This window comes from Bartonella sp. CM120XJJH (assembly GCF_042194715.1).
In the GTDB taxonomy this organism is placed as follows: domain Bacteria; phylum Pseudomonadota; class Alphaproteobacteria; order Rhizobiales; family Rhizobiaceae; genus Bartonella.
Genome location: NZ_JBHINE010000009.1, coordinates 1 through 19,950 on the forward strand (window position 1 = coordinate 1; position 19,950 = coordinate 19,950).

A 19,950-nucleotide genomic window follows, 5' to 3' on the forward strand; every position below is an offset into this window, starting at 1 on the left:
TCGCTATTCGTGAAGGTGGTCGTACTGTTGGTGCCGGTATCGTCTCTAAGATCATTGAATAAATAATGCTTGTTGAGGGATGTTAAAAGTGTTTTAGTTCTAAGAGTTAGGGGTATAGCTCAGTTGGTAGAGCGGCGGTCTCCAAAACCGCAGGTCGCGGGTTCAAGTCCTGCTGCCCCTGCCAAAGGGGAATAGAGTTTTACATATAAGGGAGTGGATTTTGCTGCCTTTTTCGCTTTTTTTGATATAGGGCTTGTTTTTTTTTGTGTGAAACGGTATTGAATAGGAAGTAAAGAAATTGCATAAGTCTGAAAGTTGGCTTTTGCATTTTTTCTTATTTATTTTGTTGTATGAAACACAATAGGGCTAGAGAGAGTATAGTGTGACGATGGCATCTAAAACCAATCCGATTACCTTTTTGAAGCAGGTTTATGCAGAAACAATTAAAGTGAAATGGCCTACACGTCGTGAGACGGTTATTTCTACTGTTATGGTTTTGTTGGTAACTGCATTGGCTTCAGCTTTCTTTTTTATTGTGGATCAGGTTATGCATTTTGGTGTTTGGCGGGTTATTGATCTTCTGAAATATCTTTTTAGTTGAGAATGTAAGGAAGTGTGACTGTGGCGGCTCGTTGGTATATTGTTCAGGCATATTCAAATTTTGAAAAGAAAGTAGCGGAAGCTATTGATAAGGAGGCAAAGCAAAAAGGACTTGATCATCTTTTTGAAAAGATTTTTGTTCCAACGGAGCGTGTTGTAGAGGTTCGTCGTGGACGCAAAGTTGATGCTGAGCGAAAATTTTTTCCTGGTTATGTTCTTGTTCGTGCTGAGTTAACAGATGAAGTTTATCATCTTATTAAGAATACGCCTAAAGTGACAGGTTTTTTAGGATCAGATGCGCGTCCTGTTCCCATTTCTGATCGAGAGGTTGAGCAAATTCTCAAACAAGTTCAGGAAAGGGTTGAGTCTCCAAAGTCCTCTGTATTGTTTGAGGTGGGAGAGCAAGTTCGCGTTGCTGATGGTCCTTTTGTTTCGTTTAATGGAATTGTTCAAGAGGTTGAAGAAGAGCGCTCTCGTCTTAAGGTTGAAGTGCTTATTTTTGGGCGTCCTACGCCTGTTGATTTGGAATTTGGTCAGGTTGAAAAACTCTGATTAAACTTAGAGTAGTTTTAATTACTTTAAGGAAGGAGTGGGAGGTGATTTATAGCTTTTGTCGGCTTAATGATCCGAACCACGTGACTGCAAGCGGGTAACGGGCAAGATGAATTGTCAGTATACCAGTGAAATTAAAGGCAGATTGTTATGGCAAAAAAAAGTATAGGTCAGCTTAAGTTGCAGGTTCCTGCAGGGGCTGCTACTCCGTCTCCACCGATTGGTCCAGCTCTTGGGCAGCGTGGTATTAATATCATGGAATTTTGTAAGGCGTTTAATGCAGCTACACAAGAAATGGAAAAGGGGGCGCCGATTCCAGTTGTTATTACGTATTATCAAGATAAGTCTTTCACATTTTCTCTTAAGACACCTCCTGTATCATTCTTTTTAAAGAAGGAAGCAAACCTGAAATCTGGCTCAAAAGAGCCTGGTAAAGTGTCTGTAGGAAGCATTTCTCGCGATAAAATTCGTTCGATTGCGGAATCGAAGATGAAAGATCTTAATGCGAATGACATTGAGGCAGCAATGCGTATGGTTGAAGGTTCTGCTCGCTCGATGGGCTTGGAAGTGGTGGGCTAATATTATGGCAAAAGTAGCAAAAAGAATAAAAAATATCCGAAAAGATATTGATTTTAATGAACTTTACGCTTTAAAAGATGCCGTTTCAATGGTTAAGGAGCGTGCAGTTGCGAAGTTTGATGAAACAATCGAAATTTCAATGAACTTGGGTGTTGATCCTCGTCATGCTGATCAAATGGTTCGAGGAGTTGCTCATTTGCCTAATGGAACAGGAAGAAATATTCGTGTTGCCGTTTTTGCTCGTGGGGATAAGGCTGAGGAAGCTAAGGCGGCAGGAGCTGATATTGTGGGTGCAGAAGATTTGTTTGAAAGCGTTAATGGAGGGGCTATAAATTTTGATCGTTGTATTGCAACACCAGATATGATGCCTCTTGTTGGTCGTCTTGGTAAGATTCTTGGTCCACGAAGTTTGATGCCGAATCCGAAAGTTGGTACTGTAACACTTGATGTCGCCGGTGCTGTCAAAGCTTCTAAAGGTGGTGCTGTTGAGTTTCGTGTGGAAAAAGCTGGTATTGTGCATGCTGGTATTGGTAAGGCTTCTTTTGGTGTTGAAAAAATCGTAGAAAATATAAAAGCTTTTGCAAGTGCAGTTATTAAAGCCAAACCGCAAGGTGCAAAAGGTGAGTATATTAAGCGCGTTGCTGTTTCGTCGACTATGGGAATTGGTGTTAAGGTTGATCCAGCAACGGTTCGTTCAGAGCTAGTATAAGCTGATTTATAATTTTGTTTTGGGGTATGGGAATATCAAAATTGTATTTAAAATGCTGGTTTTGGTCAGCTAGCTATCTAAGCTTTATAGGGCTTAGGTTTACCGGGAGAAATTCCGGAATATCCTGTCCGAGATTGTAGGTGATGCTTTTAAGTATCTTAATCAAAAAAACCTGCATGAGACTGGGGTAAAAACTGAGAGTTAAAAGACTTAAAGGGTTTGAGCCAAGGTTGCCTTTGAACGCTGTGCGTGAAAAAGGGGACAGGATCCTCATCGGTAACATGAAGTATTTTATGTTATCAAAGGTAACCAACAGGTTTGTTTTGAGCAAATCTGTTAAATGGAGAGAGACAGTGAATAGAGCGGAAAAACGCGAATTTGTTACATGGCTTAACGAGGCTTTTCGGAAGTCTGGTTCTGTTGTTGTTGCACATTATTCTGGTCTGACAGTTTCACAGATGAATGATCTGCGTTCGAGAATGGGTGAAGCTGGCGGTGCCGTTAAAGTCGCCAAAAACCGTCTTGCTAAAATCGCTCTTCAGGGCACGGAATCTGAATCAATAGTGGGTTTGTTTACTGGACAAACACTTATTGCTTATTCAGAAGATCCAATCACAGCACCGAAAGTTGCTGTTGATTTTGCGAAAAGCAATGACAAATTTGTCATACTTGGCGGTTCAATGGGTGCAACAAGTTTAACTGTAGATGCTGTGAAGTCATTGGCTTCATTGCCTTCATTAAACGAGTTGCGTGCAAAACTTGTGGGTATGATTTCTACCCCTGCGACCCGTATTGCACAGGTTGTTAATGCTCCTGCTGGTCAGGTTGCACGTGTCATTGGCGCATATGCTCAGGAGGATAAGGCGGCTTAAGGCTGTTTGTATTCACGTTTATGGAAGAGCTTTAATGCTTTTCTGTTTTTTTGAATAAGATTTAATAATGGTTCAAATCTTTTAATTGAAGGAATTTAAAAATGGCTGATCTAGAGAAGATCGTAGAAGACCTTTCTAATCTAACCCTTTTGGAAGCCGCTGAGCTTTCTAAGTTACTTGAAGAAAAGTGGGGAGTTTCGGCTGCTGCTCCTGTAGCTGTCGCTGCTGTTGCTGGTGCTGCTGCTCCAGCTGCTGAAGAAAAAACAGAATTTGATGTTATTCTTGTTGAAGGTGGCGCGCAAAAAATTAATGTTATTAAGGAAGTTCGTGCTCTTACTGGACTTGGTCTTAAAGAAGCTAAAGATCTGGTTGAAGGTGCACCTAAGCCTATTAAAGAGGCTGCTTCTAAAGAAGAAGCAGAAAAAATTAAATCTCAACTTGAAGCTGCCGGTGCTAAAGTGGAACTTAAGTAAATTTAATTTTATCGGCGGGCATTTATGTTCGCCGATTTTCTTTCTCTTAATACAAAGAGGGAAAATAATGAGTAAAAACCTTTTCCCAATGGTTTCGTAACAGGAATGGGATAGGTTTGGATTACTTACCCCTTCATCATAGCGTCAAAGAGATAAATGGCTTATGTTGGTGGGGAAAGTTAATGATGCTCATTATTGAGTGTCAAGTGAACTGGTCTGCATATGCAGGTTAATGGTATAAGGCTTTCAAGGTTGGTCTACCTTGAAGAGTAAAGATCAAGGAGCGACGATGGCTCAGACTCACGCAATGATGTCTCAATTCAATGGTCGTAAGCGCGTACGCAAATTTTTTGGTAAGATTCCTGAAGTAGCAGAAATGCCGAATCTTATTGAGGTTCAAAAAGCGTCATACGATCAGTTTCTCATGGTTGAGGAACCGAAAGGTGGACGACCAGATGAAGGTTTGCAAGCTGTTTTTAAATCGGTTTTTCCTATTTCAGATTTTTCCGGTACAGCTATGCTTGAGTTTGTAGGTTATGAATTTGATTTACCAAAATTTGATGTTGAAGAGTGCCGTCAACGTGATTTAACTTATGCTGCCCCATTAAAGGTCATATTGCGTTTGATTGTTTTTGATGTTGATGAGGATACTGGCTCCAAAGATATCAAAGACATTAAAGAGCAAGGCGTTTATATGGGCGATATGCCTTTAATGACGACGAATGGTACCTTTGTTGTAAATGGTACGGAGCGTGTTATTGTTTCTCAGATGCATCGTTCTCCTGGTGTCTTTTTTGACCATGATAAAGGAAAGTCCCATTCATCAGGAAAGCTTCTTTTTGCTGCTCGTGTTATTCCGTATCGTGGTTCTTGGCTTGATATTGAGTTTGATGCTAAGGACATCGTTTATGCGCGTATTGATCGACGGCGCAAGATTCCTGTTACGAGTCTTTTGATGGCATTAGGTATGGATGCGTCGGATATTTTATCGACGTTTTATGATAAAGTGACTTATGAGCGTGATGGAGAAGGATGGCGAGTTCCTTATTCTGTTGATCGCTTTAAAGGAATGAAGCTCATTTCTGACCTTATAGATGCAGATAGTGGTGAAGTCGTTGCGGAGGCTGGTAAAAAATTAACAGTTCGTACTGCGAAGTCTTTAGCAGAAAAAGGACTTAAAGCGGTTAAAGTTAGTGAAGATGATTTATTAGGTTGTTATCTAGCCGAGGATATCGTCAATTACGAAACAGGTGAAATCTACCTTGAAGCTGGTGATGAAATTGACGAAAAAGTATTAAAGGTTTTGCTTGATGTTAGTGCTGATCAAATCAATATCCTTGATATTGATCACATGAATATTGGCGCTTATATCCGCAATACTTTAAAGGTGGATAAAAATGAAAGTCGGCAGGATGCGTTATTTGATATTTACCGCGTGATGCGTCCAGGTGAGCCCCCCACAATCGATACAGCAGAAGCAATGTTCCATTCATTGTTTTTTGATCCAGAGCGTTATGATCTTTCAGCTGTTGGGCGTGTTAAGATGAATTTGCGTATGGATCTTGATTGTCCAGATACAGTTCGCATTTTACGCCAAGAGGATATTCTTGCTGTTGTTAAGATGTTGGTTGAATTGCGTGATGGACGTGGTGAAATTGATGATATTGATAATCTTGGCAACCGTCGCGTTCGTTCCGTTGGGGAGTTGATGGAAAATCAATATCGCATTGGTCTTCTTCGTATGGAGCGTGCGATAAAAGAGCGTATGTCATCGGTTGAAATTGATACAGTTATGCCACAGGATCTGATCAATGCAAAGCCTGCTGCAGCAGCAGTTCGTGAGTTTTTTGGGTCTTCACAATTGTCGCAGTTTATGGATCAAACCAATCCATTGTCGGAAATTACTCATAAGCGCCGTCTTTCTGCTCTTGGTCCAGGTGGTTTGACTCGTGAACGTGCGGGGTTTGAAGTCCGTGACGTACATCCTACGCATTATGGTCGTATTTGTCCGATTGAAACACCAGAAGGCCCCAATATTGGTCTGATTAACTCCTTAGCAACATTTGCACGAGTTAACAAATATGGCTTTATTGAAAGCCCGTATCGCAAAATTATTGATGGAAAAGTCACAAAGGAAGTCATTTATCTTTCAGCGATGGAAGAAGCAAAGCATTACGTCGCTCAAGCGAATTCTTCATTAGATAGTGAAGGTCGTTTTATAGAAGAGTTTGTTGTTTGCCGTCATGCTGGTGAAGTTTTAATGGCGCCGCGTGATCATGTTGATTTGATGGATGTTTCACCAAAACAGTTGGTTTCAGTTGCAGCAGCGCTTATTCCTTTTTTAGAAAATGATGATGCGAATCGTGCACTTATGGGATCGAACATGCAGCGTCAGGCAGTTCCTCTTGTACGCGCTGAAGCACCATTTGTTGGGACGGGAATGGAATCCATTGTTGCGCGCGATTCAGGAGCTGCTGTGAGTGCAAAACGTAGTGGTGTTGTTGATCAAGTCGATGCTACCCGTATTGTTATCCGTGCAACAGAAGATTTAGATCCTTCAAAATCAGGCGTTGATATTTACCGCTTACAGAAATTTCAGCGTTCTAATCAGTCCACTTGTATTAATCAACGTCCTCTTGTAAATGTTGGTGATAGGGTAGAGAAAGGTGATATCATTGCAGATGGTCCATCCACGGATCTTGGTGATTTGGCTCTTGGGCGGAATGTCCTCGTAGCCTTTATGCCTTGGAATGGATACAATTATGAAGATTCCATTTTGTTATCCGAGCGCATTGTGGCTGATGATGTGTTTACTTCAATTCATATTGAAGAATTTGAAGTTGCAGCACGCGATACAAAACTTGGGCCGGAGGAAATTACGCGCGACATTCCTAATGTTGCGGAAGAAGCGTTAAGAAATCTTGATGAAGCTGGCATTATTTATATTGGTGCTGAAGTTCAACCAGGTGATATTTTAGTTGGAAAGATTACCCCAAAAGGTGAAAGTCCCATGACGCCGGAAGAAAAGCTTCTGCGTGCAATTTTTGGGGAAAAGGCATCCGATGTTCGTGATACTTCTATGCGTATGCCACCTGGGACTTTTGGTACTGTTGTTGAAGTTCGCGTTTTTAATCGCCATGGTGTGGAAAAAGATGAACGTGCGATGGCAATTGAGCGTGAAGAAATTGAGCGTTTAGCAAAAGACCGTGATGATGAACAGTCTATTCTTGATCGCAATGTTTATGCGCGCCTTACCGATATGTTGACAGGTAAAGTTGCTGTAGAAGGTCCGAAAGGCTTTGCGGGCAGCAAAAAGCTTGATAGTACTGTAATGGAAAATTATCCACGATCCCAGTGGTGGCAATTTGCTGTTGAGGATGAAAAGCTTCAAAATGAAATTGAAGCTTTGCGCAAGCAATATGATGAATCAAAAGAAGCATTACAACGTCGCTTTATGGATAAAGTTGAAAAGGTCCAAAGAGGTGATGAAATGCCTCCTGGTGTCATGAAAATGGTGAAGGTTTTTGTGGCTGTGAAGCGCAAAATCCAACCAGGTGATAAGATGGCGGGACGTCACGGGAATAAGGGTGTTGTTTCACGTATTCTTCCCGTAGAAGATATGCCATTTCTTGAAGATGGGACCCATGCTGATATCGTCTTGAATCCACTTGGTGTGCCTAGTCGTATGAATGTTGGACAAATTCTTGAAACGCATCTTGGTTGGGCGTGTGCGGGGATGGGCAAGAAGATTGGTGATTTGTTAGAGTTGTATCAAGAGACTGGGGATATATTACCATTGCGTCAGCGTATTGAAAATCTTATGCCTGATGATAATCATAATGAACCAGTCCGTCAGTATGATAATGAAAGCCTTTACAAATTAGCATTACAGATGAAAAAAGGGGTTTCAATTGCAACGCCTGTTTTTGATGGAGCACATGAGTCTGATATTAACATGATGTTGGAAGACGCAGGCTTAGATAGTTCAGGGCAGGTTACACTTTATGATGGTCGTACTGGGGAGCCTTTTGATCGTCCAGTAACGGTGGGATATATTTATATGTTGAAATTGCATCACCTTGTTGATGATAAGATTCATGCACGTTCTATAGGTCCCTATTCACTTGTTACGCAGCAGCCACTAGGAGGTAAGGCACAGTTTGGTGGTCAGCGTTTTGGTGAAATGGAGGTTTGGGCACTTGAAGCTTATGGTGCTGCATATACTTTGCAGGAGATGCTAACAGTAAAATCAGATGATGTGGCTGGTCGAACGAAAGTCTATGAGGCAATTGTGCGTGGTGATGATACATTTGAGGCGGGTATACCCGAAAGCTTTAATGTGTTGGTAAAAGAAATGCGTTCACTCGCTCTTAATGTGGAGCTTGATGATGCGCGTGAACTTATTGCACAGCGGGCATTGTCTGATACGGCAGAATAATAATTCAAGGAGCGCACCGGAAAAAGGCTGCGCTCTGATTACTTTAAGAGGCTTAATTACCTCATTAAGGTTATACAGGTCGTTTTTAAAAGTAAATGTCTTTTAAAAAAGATTTGTTATAAAATAAATGAGATATTACAACAGGTTCTAAGAATCTTTGAAGGAGAACAGCATGAACCACGAGGTCATGAATCTTTTCAATCCTCAAGCGCCAGCGCAGACATTTGACTCTATTCGTATTTCTATTGCGAGTCCTGAGAAAATTTTGTCCTGGTCGTATGGTGAGATTAAGAAGCCTGAGACTATTAATTATCGGACTTTTAAACCAGAGCGTGATGGTCTTTTTTGTGCACGTATATTTGGCCCTATTAAGGACTATGAATGTCTATGTGGCAAATATAAACGCATGAAGTATAAAGGCATTATTTGTGAAAAATGCGGTGTAGAGGTTACTCTTTCGCGCGTACGCCGTGAGCGTATGGGGCATATCGAACTTGCGGCACCTGTTGCGCATATATGGTTTCTTAAATCACTACCAGGTCGTATTTCTACACTTTTAGATTTAACTTTAAAAGATATTGAGCGGGTTCTTTATTTTGAGAATTATATTGTAACCGAACCAGGATTGACATCTCTTAAGCTTCATCAGCTTCTTTCTGAAGAAGAGTATATGCTTGCTATTGATGAGTTTGGAGAAGATCAGTTTACAGCTATGATTGGCGCTGAAGCTATTTACGAGCTTTTAGCTAGTATGGAGTTAGATAAAATCGCTAATGATTTGCGTCTCGAATTAGCTGAAACAACTTCAGAATTAAAGCAAAAAAAATTGATTAAACGACTTAAAATCGTTGAAAATTTTCTTGAATCTGGAAATAAACCAGAGTGGATGATTATGAAAACAATTCCGGTTATTCCACCGGATTTGCGTCCATTGGTTCCGCTTGATGGTGGGCGTTTTGCGACATCAGATCTGAATGATCTTTATCGGCGTGTTATTAATCGTAATAACCGCTTGAAACGGCTGATTGAATTGCGTGCTCCTGGAATTATCGTGCGCAATGAAAAGCGTATGGTACAAGAAGCTGTTGATGCATTGTTTGATAATGGACGGCGTGGGCGTGTGATTACTGGAGCCAATAAACGTCCTCTCAAGTCTCTATCAGATATGTTGAAGGGCAAGCAAGGACGTTTTCGTCAGAACTTACTTGGGAAGCGTGTTGATTACTCAGGGCGTTCTGTTATCGTGACGGGTCCTGAATTAAAATTGCATCAATGTGGTCTTCCCAAAAAAATGGCTCTTGAATTATTTAAGCCTTTTATTTATGCGCGGCTTGATGCAAAAGGCTATTCATCAACGGTAAAGCAGGCAAAGAAGCTTGTTGAAAAAGAACATCCAGAAGTTTGGGATATCTTAGATGAGGTTATTCGTGAACACCCAGTTTTACTCAACCGTGCGCCAACATTGCACCGTTTGGGGATTCAGGCTTTTGAACCTATCTTAATTGAAGGCAAAGCTATTCAACTTCATCCACTGGTGTGTACTGCTTTTAATGCAGATTTTGATGGTGATCAGATGGCTGTTCACGTTCCGCTTTCTCTTGAAGCACAGCTTGAAGCCCGTGTTTTGATGATGTCGACCAATAATATTCTTCATCCGGCCAATGGAGCCCCCATTATTGTTCCCTCACAGGATATGGTGCTTGGTCTTTATTATCTTTCAATTGTTTCTGAAAAAGAACCAGGTGAAGGAATGGCTTTTTCTGATATAGGTGAGCTTCATTATGCCTTGGAAAATAAGGTTGTAACGCTTCATACGAAGATTAAAGGCCGTGTTAAGAATATGGGGAAGGATGGAAAAGAAGTTTCTAAACTTTATGATACGACACCTGGTCGTTTGATTATCGGTGAGCTTTTGCCAAGAAATTCGGATATCTCATTTGATATTGTCAATCAAGAAATGACGAAAAAGAACATTTCGAAAATGATTGATCATGTTTATCGGCACTGTGGACAAAAAGAGACGGTTATTTTTTGTGACCGTATCATGCAGCTTGGTTTTTCTTATGCTTGTCGTGCAGGAATTTCATTCGGTAAGGATGATATGGTTATTCCTGATAGTAAGTCGCGTTTAGTTGCAGAGACAGAAGCTTTGGCTAAGGAGTACGAACAGCAATATAATGATGGTTTGATTACACAAGGTGAAAAATACAATAAGGTTGTAGATGCTTGGGGTAAATGTACAGATCGCGTTGCAGATGAAATGATGAAACGTATTCAAGCCGTCGATTTTGATCCTAAAACAGGTCGTCAACGGCCGATGAATTCGATCTATATGATGTCGCACTCTGGTGCACGTGGTTCTGCTAACCAGATGAGACAATTGGCCGGTATGCGTGGATTAATGGCAAAACCATCGGGTGAAATTATTGAAACCCCCATTATTTCAAATTTTAAAGAAGGTCTAACTGTTAATGAATACTTCAATTCCACGCATGGTGCACGTAAAGGACTTGCTGATACTGCGTTAAAGACGGCGAACTCTGGTTATTTAACACGGCGTCTTGTTGATGTTGCACAGGATGCTATTATTTCAGCAGTTGATTGTGGTACCGCAAAAGGGCTTACCATGCAGCCAATTGTTGATGCAGGACAAATTGTAGCCTCCCTTGGGCAAAGAATTCTTGGTCGTACAGCGCTTGTTGATATTCTACATCCTGTCTCTGGAGAGGTTATCCTTGAAGGTGGAGCAATGATTGAGGAAGCTGATGTCGTGAAGATTGAAGAAGCCGGGATTCAATCTGTTCAAATTCGTTCTGCTTTAACATGTGAAACACGTCTTGGGGTTTGTGCAAAATGCTATGGTCGTGATTTGGCGCGTGGAACACCTGTTAATCAGGGAGAAGCCGTTGGTGTTATTGCTGCTCAATCCATTGGTGAGCCGGGAACACAGCTTACTATGCGTACTTTCCACTTAGGAGGAACTGCGCAGGTTGTTGATTCATCGTATTTAGAGGCATCTTATGAAGGTAAGGTGGAGATTCGTAATCGTAATGTGGTTCGTAACTCTGAAGGCCATTTGGTTGTTATGGGGCGTAATATGGCTATCCTTATCAAGGATGAGTTAGGAAAAGAGCGCGTTGTACATCGCGTTAGCTATGGTGCCCATATTTTTGTTGATGATGGTGATGTGGTTAAACGTGGCCAACGTATAGCAGAATGGGATCCTTATACACGTCCAATTTTAACGGAAGTTGAAGGCTATGTAGGTTTTGAAGATATGATTGATGGTTTATCTGTCACTGAAACAGCTGATGAATCTACTGGTATTACGAAGCGTTTGGTGATTGATTGGCGCGCTAATCCACGTGGTGCGGATCTTAAACCAGCTATTATTATTCACGCAGATAAAGAAGGTGAATCCATTGCTAAATTGTATAAGGGAGGTGAAGCCCGTTATATGATGTCAGTGGAAACTATTCTTTCTGTTGAGCTTGGTGCTCATGTTAAGGCTGGTGATGTTATTGCTCGTTTGCCAATGGAAAGTGCCAAGACAAAAGATATTACGGGTGGTCTCCCCCGTGTGGCTGAGCTCTTTGAAGCGCGTCGTCCAAAGGATCACGCTATCATTGCCGAAGTCAGTGGTACAATCCGGTTTGGTCGTGGTTATAAGAATAAGCGCCGTATTATCATTGAACCAAATGATGAAACTCTTGAGGCAGTAGAATATTTGATTCCAAAGGGTAAGTTGTTTCACTTCCAAGAAGGCGATCAAATTGAAAAGGGAGATTATATCCTTGATGGTAATCCAGCACCTCATGATATCTTAGCGATTAAGGGAGTTGAAGCTTTGGCATCTTATCTTGTTAATGAGATTCAGGAGGTTTATCGTTTGCAGGGAGTTCTTATTAATGATAAGCACATTGAAGTGATTGTTCGTCAAATGTTGCAAAAAGTTGAAATTACTGAATCTGGAGATTCTGGTTATATTCCAGGTGATCATGTTGATCGTATTGAACTTGATGAAATCAATGATAATTTGATTGCAGAAGGGAAGAAACCTGCATCTGGTAATCCAATTCTTCTTGGAATTACAAAAGCTTCTCTTCAAACGCCTTCTTTCATTTCGGCGGCATCGTTTCAGGAAACAACACGTGTTCTTACTGAAGCAGCAGTTTCTGGTAAAATTGATACTTTGCAAGGGCTTAAAGAGAACGTTATTGTCGGTCGTCTTATTCCAGCAGGTACGGGTGGTACGATTTCTCAAATCCGTCGTATTGCTGCAGTTCGTGATGATTTGATTGTAGATGAGCAGCGTAAGTCTAGTAATAACGAAGTGGCTAAGGCTATGTTGACAAATATGACAACCGGTGCCGTTGCTGAATAATTTAAATACAACATCACATAATATAAAAACGTCTGAATAGAAAGTTCAGACGTTTTTTTATCCCGAAATGTAGAATTTGCATATTTTCTTGAAAAATATCAAAAATTATAAGGCAATAGTTATTTTTAACATCTTTAGTAGCTTATTGTTTTGTAATGATGCTTATCTTTTTTGTTACGTTATTTTAAAATTTCTTAATTTCTAAAAGCAGTATTGAATTTTTTCAAAAGATGTTAAATTCAAAAGCCATATTCAAGGAAAAGAGTTGATTATCTACAAATCAAATAATGATTGATTTTGAATTTTAGAAAAATTGCTGATTGATATCTTCTATAAAGATTTAAAAGACTTATAATGAAAGATCAATAGTCTTTTCTGTAATCTAAAAATAATTGATTCTATACTATAAAATAATTGTACGATAAGAATGTATTTTCTTATAAATTAGAATGCAGGAAAGCAAAGATTAGGGTGCTTAACTGAAGTGTTATAAAAAATAGACATATTTCTTATAACAATGTGATCTATGCAGACAGAGTGATAAAATGTACGAATATTATTCAATTGGAAAATTAACCACGTGAGTTTTCAATAACAGCTCGGACTTTTCGTTATTATGGAGAAGAGGGACTTCTTAACCCTTTTCGGTGTGGAGGTATACGGCTTTATACACAAATGGATCATCATAAGTTAAAACAAATACTGCATGCTAAAAGAGTTAAATTTTCGTTGTCTGAAATATCTGATATGTTGACAATGGTTGGAAAACCACCCGATGATGAGAAAAAGCTTAAGAAATTAATTGCAGGAATTCATAAAAAATAAGCTGATTTAAAGCAGATGCAGCATGGTGTTGATGATCTTCTACAAGATTTAGAACGAATTGAGGAGAGTTTTTTTGAAGAGCTTAGCGGAGTTGGGGGGTTAATCATTGATTATAAAATTTATTTCATCTGCTTTTAGACAATTTTCTTTCTATTAAAAGAGGTGGATTATACTATCTCTAAGGGAAATCTTTAACACTGCGTGAAATGTGTAAGTCATTTAAAGAAATAGAGTGTTTGAAAAAAGCTGCAAAGGTATTTTCGCAGTATATCGTCTTTGATAAGCAAAAAAATTATTTTTCATAAAGAAAGTAAAAACAATGGCAGTTTCTCCTATGAGTGTTTTTCAATCTATTTTGTCACGAAAGTCAATTCGCGCTTTTACTGATCAGCCAGTTAGTTTGGAAACAATCAAAGAAATCTTAAAACTTGCAGCACGTGCACCATCTGGAACAAATATTCAGCCATGGCAAGTGATTGTGCTTACAGGAAGTGTATTACAGAAAGTAGGGCAAGAGCTTTCACAACTTGTGCTTTCAGGTGTAAAAGGAGAGCGTGAATATAGTTATTATCCACGTCAGTGGCGTGAGCCTTATATTTCAAGGCGTCGAAAAGTTGGTTTGGATCTTTATCAGAGTCTTGGAATTCAAAAGGGTGATGAAGAAAAAATACTTCATCAAAAGGCGCGAAATTTTTTATTTTTTGATGCACCTGTAGGACTCTTATTTACAATGGATCACGACATGGAAATGGGGAGCTGGCTTGATTTGGGTATGTTTATGCAGACTATTATGTTAGCTGCACGTGGATTTGGATTAGATACCTGTCCTCAAGCTGCTTTTGCTGATTATCATAAACAGATTCGTACGCTTTTATCTATTCCTTCTGAGCGCCATATTATCTGTGGTATGGCACTTGGTTATCGCGATATGAGTGCTCCAGAAAACAATTTTGAGACAGAACGAGAATCGTTAGAAAACTTTGTACGTTTCATTGAGACATACCCATGAAATATTTTATATAATTAAGCATACATTTTGAAGAACTTGGTGCATTATGAAAGATATTCCCGATAAGAATTTCTCATCCTTATTGAATTTTAATATTGCATATTAACACTTATTTTACTACGTTTGGAACATTAAGAGCGGTGGCTCTAGGGGCATTGTCTGTTTTTTGAAGGTTGGCTAATGGAAAACACTATAGAAAGAAAGTGTTGGGTGGTAGCAAGGCGAGCGACATTCGTGTTTATTGCTGTCATTTTTTTAGTTTATCTCGCAATTTGATTTTAAACGGGACAAACGTTATGAAAAAGCATATATGCTCAAGCTGTACTATAGTTTTGAGGTGATACGTGTTTCTATCTGTTTTTGAACTTTTTAAAATTGGAATTGGTCCTTCTAGCTCACATACAATGGGGCCGATGACCGCTGCTAATATGTTTTTGCAAAAGATAGAAGATTTTTCTCAGTCGTCTGATAGTCAAGTTTCTTGTATACGTGTTTACCTTTATGGTTCTTTAGCTTTCACGGGTATTGGTCATGCAACAGATAGGGCTATCATATTAGGACTTTTGGGAGAAAAAGCTTCTACTGTTGATCCTGATAGCATGGGGGGGTTGTTAGAAAAAGTTATACGTGAAAAAAAAGTGCAACCAGAAGGCCATCCCGCTTATCAGTTTGATGTGCAACGTGATCTTGTTTTTGAACGAAAGAAAATTCTCCCTGGACATACAAATGGACTAGCCTTTAAAGGACTTAATACTGATGGGAATGTTCTGTTGCGGCAGATTTATTATTCTATCGGTGGTGGCTTTGTTGTGACTGAAGATGAATTAAGCCATATGAATGATAATATACAACCAGAAGCATTTGATGTACCATATCCATTTGATTCTGCTTGTACAATGTTATCAATGGCAGAAAAATCCGGACTTTCAATTGCTGAAATGAAGCGCTTAAATGAAGAAACAAAGATAGAGCGTTCTTCTCTTGATATGGGGCTTGATGAAATTTTTTCAGCGATGACAAATTGCATTGATAGAGGTCTTTCACAAGAAGGTGAGCTGCCTGGTGGATTGCGTGTTCTAAGGCGCGCTAAAAAGCTGCATGAAACGCTTTTGGAAAATCAAAAGAAAAATCACAATTATCCGCTTTGGGCAAATGATTGGCTTTCGGTATATGCCATAGCAGTTAATGAAGAAAATGCAGCAGGTGGTCGTGTTGTTACAGCACCTACAAATGGAGCAGCAGGTGTTGTTCCAGCAGTTTTGCGTTATTATCTTCAATTTAATGATGATTCAGATCGAGAGGGAATACATAATTTTCTATTAACGGCAGCAGCTATAGGCGGTGTTATCAAACATAATGCTTCTATTTCTGGTGCAGAAGTTGGGTGTCAAGGTGAAGTTGGAACGGCGTCTTCAATGGCCGCAGCAGGGTTGACCGCAGCGTTAGGTGGAACACCAGCTCAAATTGAAAATGCGGCAGAAATTGCGCTTGAGCATCATTTGGGAATGACATGTGATCCTGTTGCAGGTCTTGTACAAGTTCCTTGTATTGAGCGTAATGCAATGGGAGCGGTTAAAGCGGTAACGGCTTCTTCTCTTGCATTATATGGTAATGGAGATCATTTTGTTTCTCTTGATGCTTGTATAGAAACAATGCGCCAGACTGGTCATGATATGAGTGAACGCTATAAAGAGACAAGTAAAGGTGGTCTTGCAGTCAATGCAATATCTTGTTAGGGGCTGGAACATTTTTCAATCCATAACTGGATTTTGTGAGAGCGATCGTATTTTTCCTGATAAAGCTTATGTTTTTTGTTCATTATAAATCAAAACTCCAATTTAATTCAGCAGCATGCTTAAAATAAATTTGAGATGCTCAGTACTTTCTTAACGAATAATAGCTCTTGCATGCAAATTTGGAGGGAAAGTATTGTTGATATCTGTATGATTTGTCTCTAAAATGGAAAAGAAGTTTAATTTGGAAAAAATAAAAGAGCGTAAAGTAAAATTAGTGATCAATCGACCATTATTTTTAGCTGGGTTTTATGACTTTAAAAAGTTTTCATAGCCATATCTTTTAAGTACTGGAAGATTATACCTGAGTATCCAAGGAAAATTTGTTTTAAATCTGAATAATTATAATGAAGAGAGAGAGTTTTAAAGATTTTAATTTTTTAAAAGTGAAGTTTTTTGCTACCTAGTATGGTAAAAAAATACCTTGAAAAGAAACGCTAAGTTACAATAATTAAGAGATATATTGGAAATATCTTTTTTATTTATAAATTCTGTACTGACAAAAAAATTAAAATAAATAATAACGTATACATTAAAAAAATATTTATAAAAATTCTCATGAGAATAGAATGCACACAATAGAACATTATCGTGTTACTCGTTCGTGAATTTGTTTAAAAAATATCCCTCAACGGCTTCCAAGCCCATTTCACGATAGCATCTGTGAATGATATACGGGTAAATTTATTGAGTTGTTCCCATCTTTATGCTTAATAAAAAGAGTACGCTGGCACGGTTACACACTTTGACAGCCCCCCCTTGTATAGGAATCAAAGCCCTTGGCATTTGAAACGGTTCATTATAGGTATTTTAAGTATTTTTGGTACAGTTTCACGCCACACATTAATCTCGCTCATAACATGCAAGAGAACAGTTTTGATTGATTCAACATAAACAAATTTCAAATGAGAAAATTTTACGAAAATCTCTTATTGAATATGCAAAAAATAAATTATAATTATAAATTAAATTCTTATGGAAATTGTTATCATAATATTTAATCTGATAATTTCTTTTACGTTTTTTCATTGATAGTATTTGTATTTTCTAATTTTCTTTGTCTGTTGAAAGAAATACAAGAAAGAGGCGTTAGATTATTTTTTACAGCGTTTATGTTGTAGGAGGGGCGTTATTAAGAGGGACTTTCTTTATTAAACTGTTACAATAACCCCTAAAATGATACGCTTTAATCCAATGAAGCTATTCATTTTTTCCAGAAAGATATCAAGGATATTTTTTTATATTAAATCCAAAAGTGGAAAAGTATTGAGTATTTTTTATGTCCTTAACAATGGTTTTATTGAAAGCTTGGAGGTATTGGATAGTTGGAAAAGCTGTCAGTACAATTCCATAGTTTAAGAAAAAAGTATGCTTATCAAAGGGCTTTCTAAGGCTATAGATAATGATTAATAATAAAATAGTTTTTTAGAGATGGTTTGTAGAATTAAATATTTGTTGCTCCTAGACGGATTTTAATAGGCACATTACCAGTTTGGCTCGCAACGCGTAAATGAATGCGTACAGGAGGCATAATGAGACGACGGTTGCGCATTGTTTGGCAAATGAGAAGGTTAACAAGAGATTGTGTATCTAATGCAGTTGAATTATATTTTAAACCAGTAAGTTTTGCGGCAGCATCGTGAAGAGAACGCAATGAAAGGAGGGATGATTGCTTCAATAAAATTTCTTTTTTATGGAATGAAGCAAAAGCATTATCTGTCATAATACTATCCTTAACGCAGAATTCAAAAATTTTTAGTAGGCTACAGTATAGCAGTTAAAATTTGCTTTCTTTAATGTAGAGCAAGCATCAAATGCAGCTTTTTTTGATTGAAATCCTGTAAAGCGCGCTCGGTAATAACGCTGCCCATTTTTTTCAAATAGTTGCATGTGTGAAGATGCCTGCTTTAAAGTAGAAAAAGCTGTATTTTTTGCTTTTAAAAGTAGAGTTTTTGCTTGTTCTTCACTAGGAAGAGAACCAATTTGGACAGCCCATCCGGCGTTTTCGGACAAAGAGACTGTTACAATTTTATGAGTCTCAACCGGTATAGTTTTTTGAGGATTCGGTATTGGTATAATTACCTTATTTACAGCCGTTATTGCGATATTGGAGTTTTTGGGTTGTTCTGCAAATGCTGTCAACATAGTCGAAATTTCATCGTCAAAATTACTTGAATCAGCTTTAATAGTTGGTATAGGAGTATTGGCGCCAGTGGGTAAGTGATAGCGTACAGAAGCTATTAAACGTTCACCACTTTTCATTTGGCTTGCTTTGGGCAAATATTGATTCAATAAGCTAGCCATATGCTCGTCACGTGCAGTAGATGATTTACCTCCCATAACAACAGCGACAATAGAGCGCCCTTCAAGACGCATCGAAGTTGCTAAATTCGAGCCTGACATTTGTGTGTATCCTGTTTTAATCCCATCAACACCTTTCATTATTTTAACGAGTTTATTGTGGCTGTTAATTGTATGTCCACGGAAATTAAAACTTTTTGTTTTGAACAGTTTATATTGTTTTGGAAAATGTTTACGTAAAGCTAATGATAAAGTCGCTATATCCCGTGCTGTAGAATAATTGTGCACATCCGGAAGTCCTGAAGCATTTGCGAAATGTGTATGTTTCATGCCAAGTTTACGAGCTTTTACTGTCATCATTTGAGCGAATTTTTTTTCACTACCCCCAAGATATTCTGCAATGGCAGCAGCAACATCATTTGCGGATCTTGTAATGAGTGCTTTAGCTGCTGCTTCTGCAGAAATTGTTTGTCCTTCTTTAAAACCAATTTTTGTTGGTGGACGCGTTGCTGCATAATGTGAAACAGGAATTGGTGTATTTGGTGTCACACGACGCATCTGCATAGCTTCAAAGAGTAAGTACAATGTCATCATTTTTGTTAAAGAAGCAGGATAACGTTTCAGTGTTGCATTGGCTTGAAATAGAGTTTTTCCCGTAGTAGCATCTATAACAATAGCCGCATACTTATCAGGATAGGCTCCTTGAGGTGTGGCTGATGCCAAACAGTAAGAAAAAGCTAGCATAACAAAAGAAATTGCTATTTTTTTATAGTAGCGCATAATTTTTTGATAATTAATATACACTTGCAGTATCCTATTTCTCCATTTATCTTGAAAAACTTCTATAAAGCTTCCTTTTCTGTAATTTGTTGATGCAGTTTAGACGAATGGTATTACTAATTTGTTTACAGAAGTTACTTTATGAGTAAGTGATTGAAGTCTAACCATAGAGGGAAAGTTTTTTTCTTATACCAACAGGTATTGCAATAGTTATGAAAGAATTTAAAATTAATAAAAAATGTGCTGCATGGAAAACGATAATGGGACAGACGCTCATAATAAACTCTATAGATCATATTATGCATAATGAAAAGGGCAAAAATTGGGATGGAGGTAGGCATGGTGCGGTTATAATGCCCAAGGCTAGAGCAAAACTCCAAAGACCTAAATTATGTCGAGTTCTTTTACTTAATGATGATTACACACCTATGGATTTTGTTGTTTTCGTTTTGAAGAACTTTTTTAAAAAAAATTTCGAAGAGGCAACGCGGATTATGTTAAATGTTCATCACAATGGGATAGGCGAATGTGGAACTTATACTTATGAAGTCGCTGAAATGAAAATAGTACAAGTGAGGGAATGTGCACGTCAAAATGAACATCCGTTACAATGTGTAATGGAATGGAAGTGAGGA

General features: G+C 38.6%; 14 protein-coding genes, 1 tRNA gene and 1 pseudogene. 14 read left to right on the forward strand and 2 right to left on the reverse strand.

The genetic code is table 11. The annotated features are described in order from the left end of the window. The first annotated feature begins 108 nt into the window (after nt 1-108). The 13 genes and pseudogenes from ACFIKU_RS05140 (at nt 109) to ACFIKU_RS05200 (ending at nt 16,177) form a co-directional block, all read left to right on the forward strand. Nucleotides 109-184 (forward strand) — tRNA-Trp (locus ACFIKU_RS05140). Nucleotides 185-388: 204 nt separating this feature from the next. Beyond that, nucleotides 389-601: a preprotein translocase subunit SecE gene (secE, locus tag ACFIKU_RS05145; RefSeq protein WP_012755023.1), complete on the forward strand. Its 213-nt coding sequence runs from the start codon at nt 389-391 to the stop codon at nt 599-601. A 20-nt stretch (nt 602-621) separates the two neighbouring features. Continuing rightward, complete coding sequence (gene nusG / locus ACFIKU_RS05150) at nt 622-1,152, forward strand: transcription termination/antitermination protein NusG (protein WP_012755024.1); 531 nt, start codon at nt 622-624, stop codon at nt 1,150-1,152. A gap of 150 nt (nt 1,153-1,302) precedes the next feature. Beyond that, nucleotides 1,303-1,731, forward strand: a complete 429-nt coding sequence (gene rplK / locus ACFIKU_RS05155; RefSeq protein WP_273723157.1) for a 50S ribosomal protein L11 — start codon at nt 1,303-1,305, stop codon at nt 1,729-1,731. A 4-nt stretch (nt 1,732-1,735) separates the two neighbouring features. Continuing rightward, entirely contained in the window at nt 1,736-2,440 is a 705-nt protein-coding gene (gene rplA, locus ACFIKU_RS05160) for a 50S ribosomal protein L1 (RefSeq protein WP_375642192.1), read from the forward strand. Between the two features lie 353 nt (nt 2,441-2,793). Further along, a complete protein-coding gene (gene rplJ, locus ACFIKU_RS05165) occupies nt 2,794-3,312 on the forward strand; it encodes a 50S ribosomal protein L10 (protein WP_375642191.1) in 519 nt (172 codons plus the stop codon). Nucleotides 3,313-3,413: 101 nt separating this feature from the next. Next, nucleotides 3,414-3,785: a 50S ribosomal protein L7/L12 gene (gene rplL, locus ACFIKU_RS05170; RefSeq protein WP_273790654.1), complete on the forward strand. Its 372-nt coding sequence runs from the start codon at nt 3,414-3,416 to the stop codon at nt 3,783-3,785. 289 nt (nt 3,786-4,074) lie between these two features. Beyond that, a complete protein-coding gene (gene rpoB / locus ACFIKU_RS05175) occupies nt 4,075-8,223 on the forward strand; it encodes a DNA-directed RNA polymerase subunit beta (RefSeq protein ID WP_375656887.1) in 4,149 nt (1,382 codons plus the stop codon). Between the two features lie 172 nt (nt 8,224-8,395). Next, nucleotides 8,396-12,607 (forward strand): DNA-directed RNA polymerase subunit beta', encoded by a 4,212-nt coding sequence (gene rpoC, locus ACFIKU_RS05180; protein WP_375642189.1) that lies wholly within the window; start codon nt 8,396-8,398, stop codon nt 12,605-12,607. A gap of 591 nt (nt 12,608-13,198) precedes the next feature. Then, nucleotides 13,199-13,303, forward strand: a pseudogene (locus ACFIKU_RS05185) (MerR family transcriptional regulator); the annotation flags it as partial. Nucleotides 13,304-13,336: 33 nt separating this feature from the next. Continuing rightward, nucleotides 13,337-13,432, forward strand: a complete 96-nt coding sequence (locus ACFIKU_RS05190; protein ID WP_375656888.1) for a hypothetical protein — start codon at nt 13,337-13,339, stop codon at nt 13,430-13,432. Between the two features lie 319 nt (nt 13,433-13,751). Continuing rightward, nucleotides 13,752-14,441, forward strand: coding sequence for a nitroreductase (locus ACFIKU_RS05195; RefSeq protein ID WP_375656889.1), 690 nt, complete (start codon nt 13,752-13,754; stop codon nt 14,439-14,441). Nucleotides 14,442-14,785: 344 nt separating this feature from the next. Next, complete coding sequence (locus ACFIKU_RS05200) at nt 14,786-16,177, forward strand: L-serine ammonia-lyase (protein ID WP_375656890.1); 1,392 nt, start codon at nt 14,786-14,788, stop codon at nt 16,175-16,177. Between the two features lie 1,501 nt (nt 16,178-17,678). On the opposite strand, the gene ACFIKU_RS05205 is transcribed toward ACFIKU_RS05200, so the two are convergent. Both ACFIKU_RS05205 and ACFIKU_RS05210 read right to left on the reverse strand, forming a co-directional pair. Next, complete coding sequence (locus tag ACFIKU_RS05205; RefSeq protein WP_273790659.1) at nt 17,679-17,957, reverse strand: hypothetical protein; 279 nt, start codon at nt 17,955-17,957, stop codon at nt 17,679-17,681. Between the two features lie 32 nt (nt 17,958-17,989). Beyond that, the gene (locus tag ACFIKU_RS05210) at nt 17,990-19,339 is read right to left on the reverse strand and encodes a D-alanyl-D-alanine carboxypeptidase (RefSeq protein WP_375656891.1); all 1,350 of its coding nucleotides are present in this window, start codon (nt 19,337-19,339) and stop codon (nt 17,990-17,992) included. Nucleotides 19,340-19,575: 236 nt separating this feature from the next. On the opposite strand from ACFIKU_RS05210, the gene clpS reads away from it, so the two are divergent. After that, on the forward strand, nt 19,576-19,947 hold the full coding sequence (gene clpS / locus ACFIKU_RS05215; protein WP_375656908.1) for an ATP-dependent Clp protease adapter ClpS: 372 nt from the start codon (nt 19,576-19,578) through the stop codon (nt 19,945-19,947). Nucleotides 19,948-19,950: the final 3 nt, after the last annotated feature.

Bases quoted from the DNA above. Each gene is read 5' to 3' on its own strand.
- rplL (WP_273790654.1), top strand. From the start codon at position 3,414: ATGGCTGATCTAGAGAAGATCGTAGAAGACCTTTCTAATCTAACCCTT.
- rplA (WP_375642192.1), top strand. From the start codon at position 1,736: ATGGCAAAAGTAGCAAAAAGAATAAAAAATATCCGAAAAGATATTGAT.
- ACFIKU_RS05205 (WP_273790659.1), bottom strand. From the start codon at position 17,957: ATGACAGATAATGCTTTTGCTTCATTCCATAAAAAAGAAATTTTATTG.
- rplK (WP_273723157.1), top strand. From the start codon at position 1,303: ATGGCAAAAAAAAGTATAGGTCAGCTTAAGTTGCAGGTTCCTGCAGGG.
- secE (WP_012755023.1), top strand. From the start codon at position 389: ATGGCATCTAAAACCAATCCGATTACCTTTTTGAAGCAGGTTTATGCA.
- ACFIKU_RS05195 (WP_375656889.1), top strand. From the start codon at position 13,752: ATGGCAGTTTCTCCTATGAGTGTTTTTCAATCTATTTTGTCACGAAAG.
- rpoB (WP_375656887.1), top strand. From the start codon at position 4,075: ATGGCTCAGACTCACGCAATGATGTCTCAATTCAATGGTCGTAAGCGC.
- rpoC (WP_375642189.1), top strand. From the start codon at position 8,396: ATGAACCACGAGGTCATGAATCTTTTCAATCCTCAAGCGCCAGCGCAG.
- clpS (WP_375656908.1), top strand. From the start codon at position 19,576: ATGGGACAGACGCTCATAATAAACTCTATAGATCATATTATGCATAAT.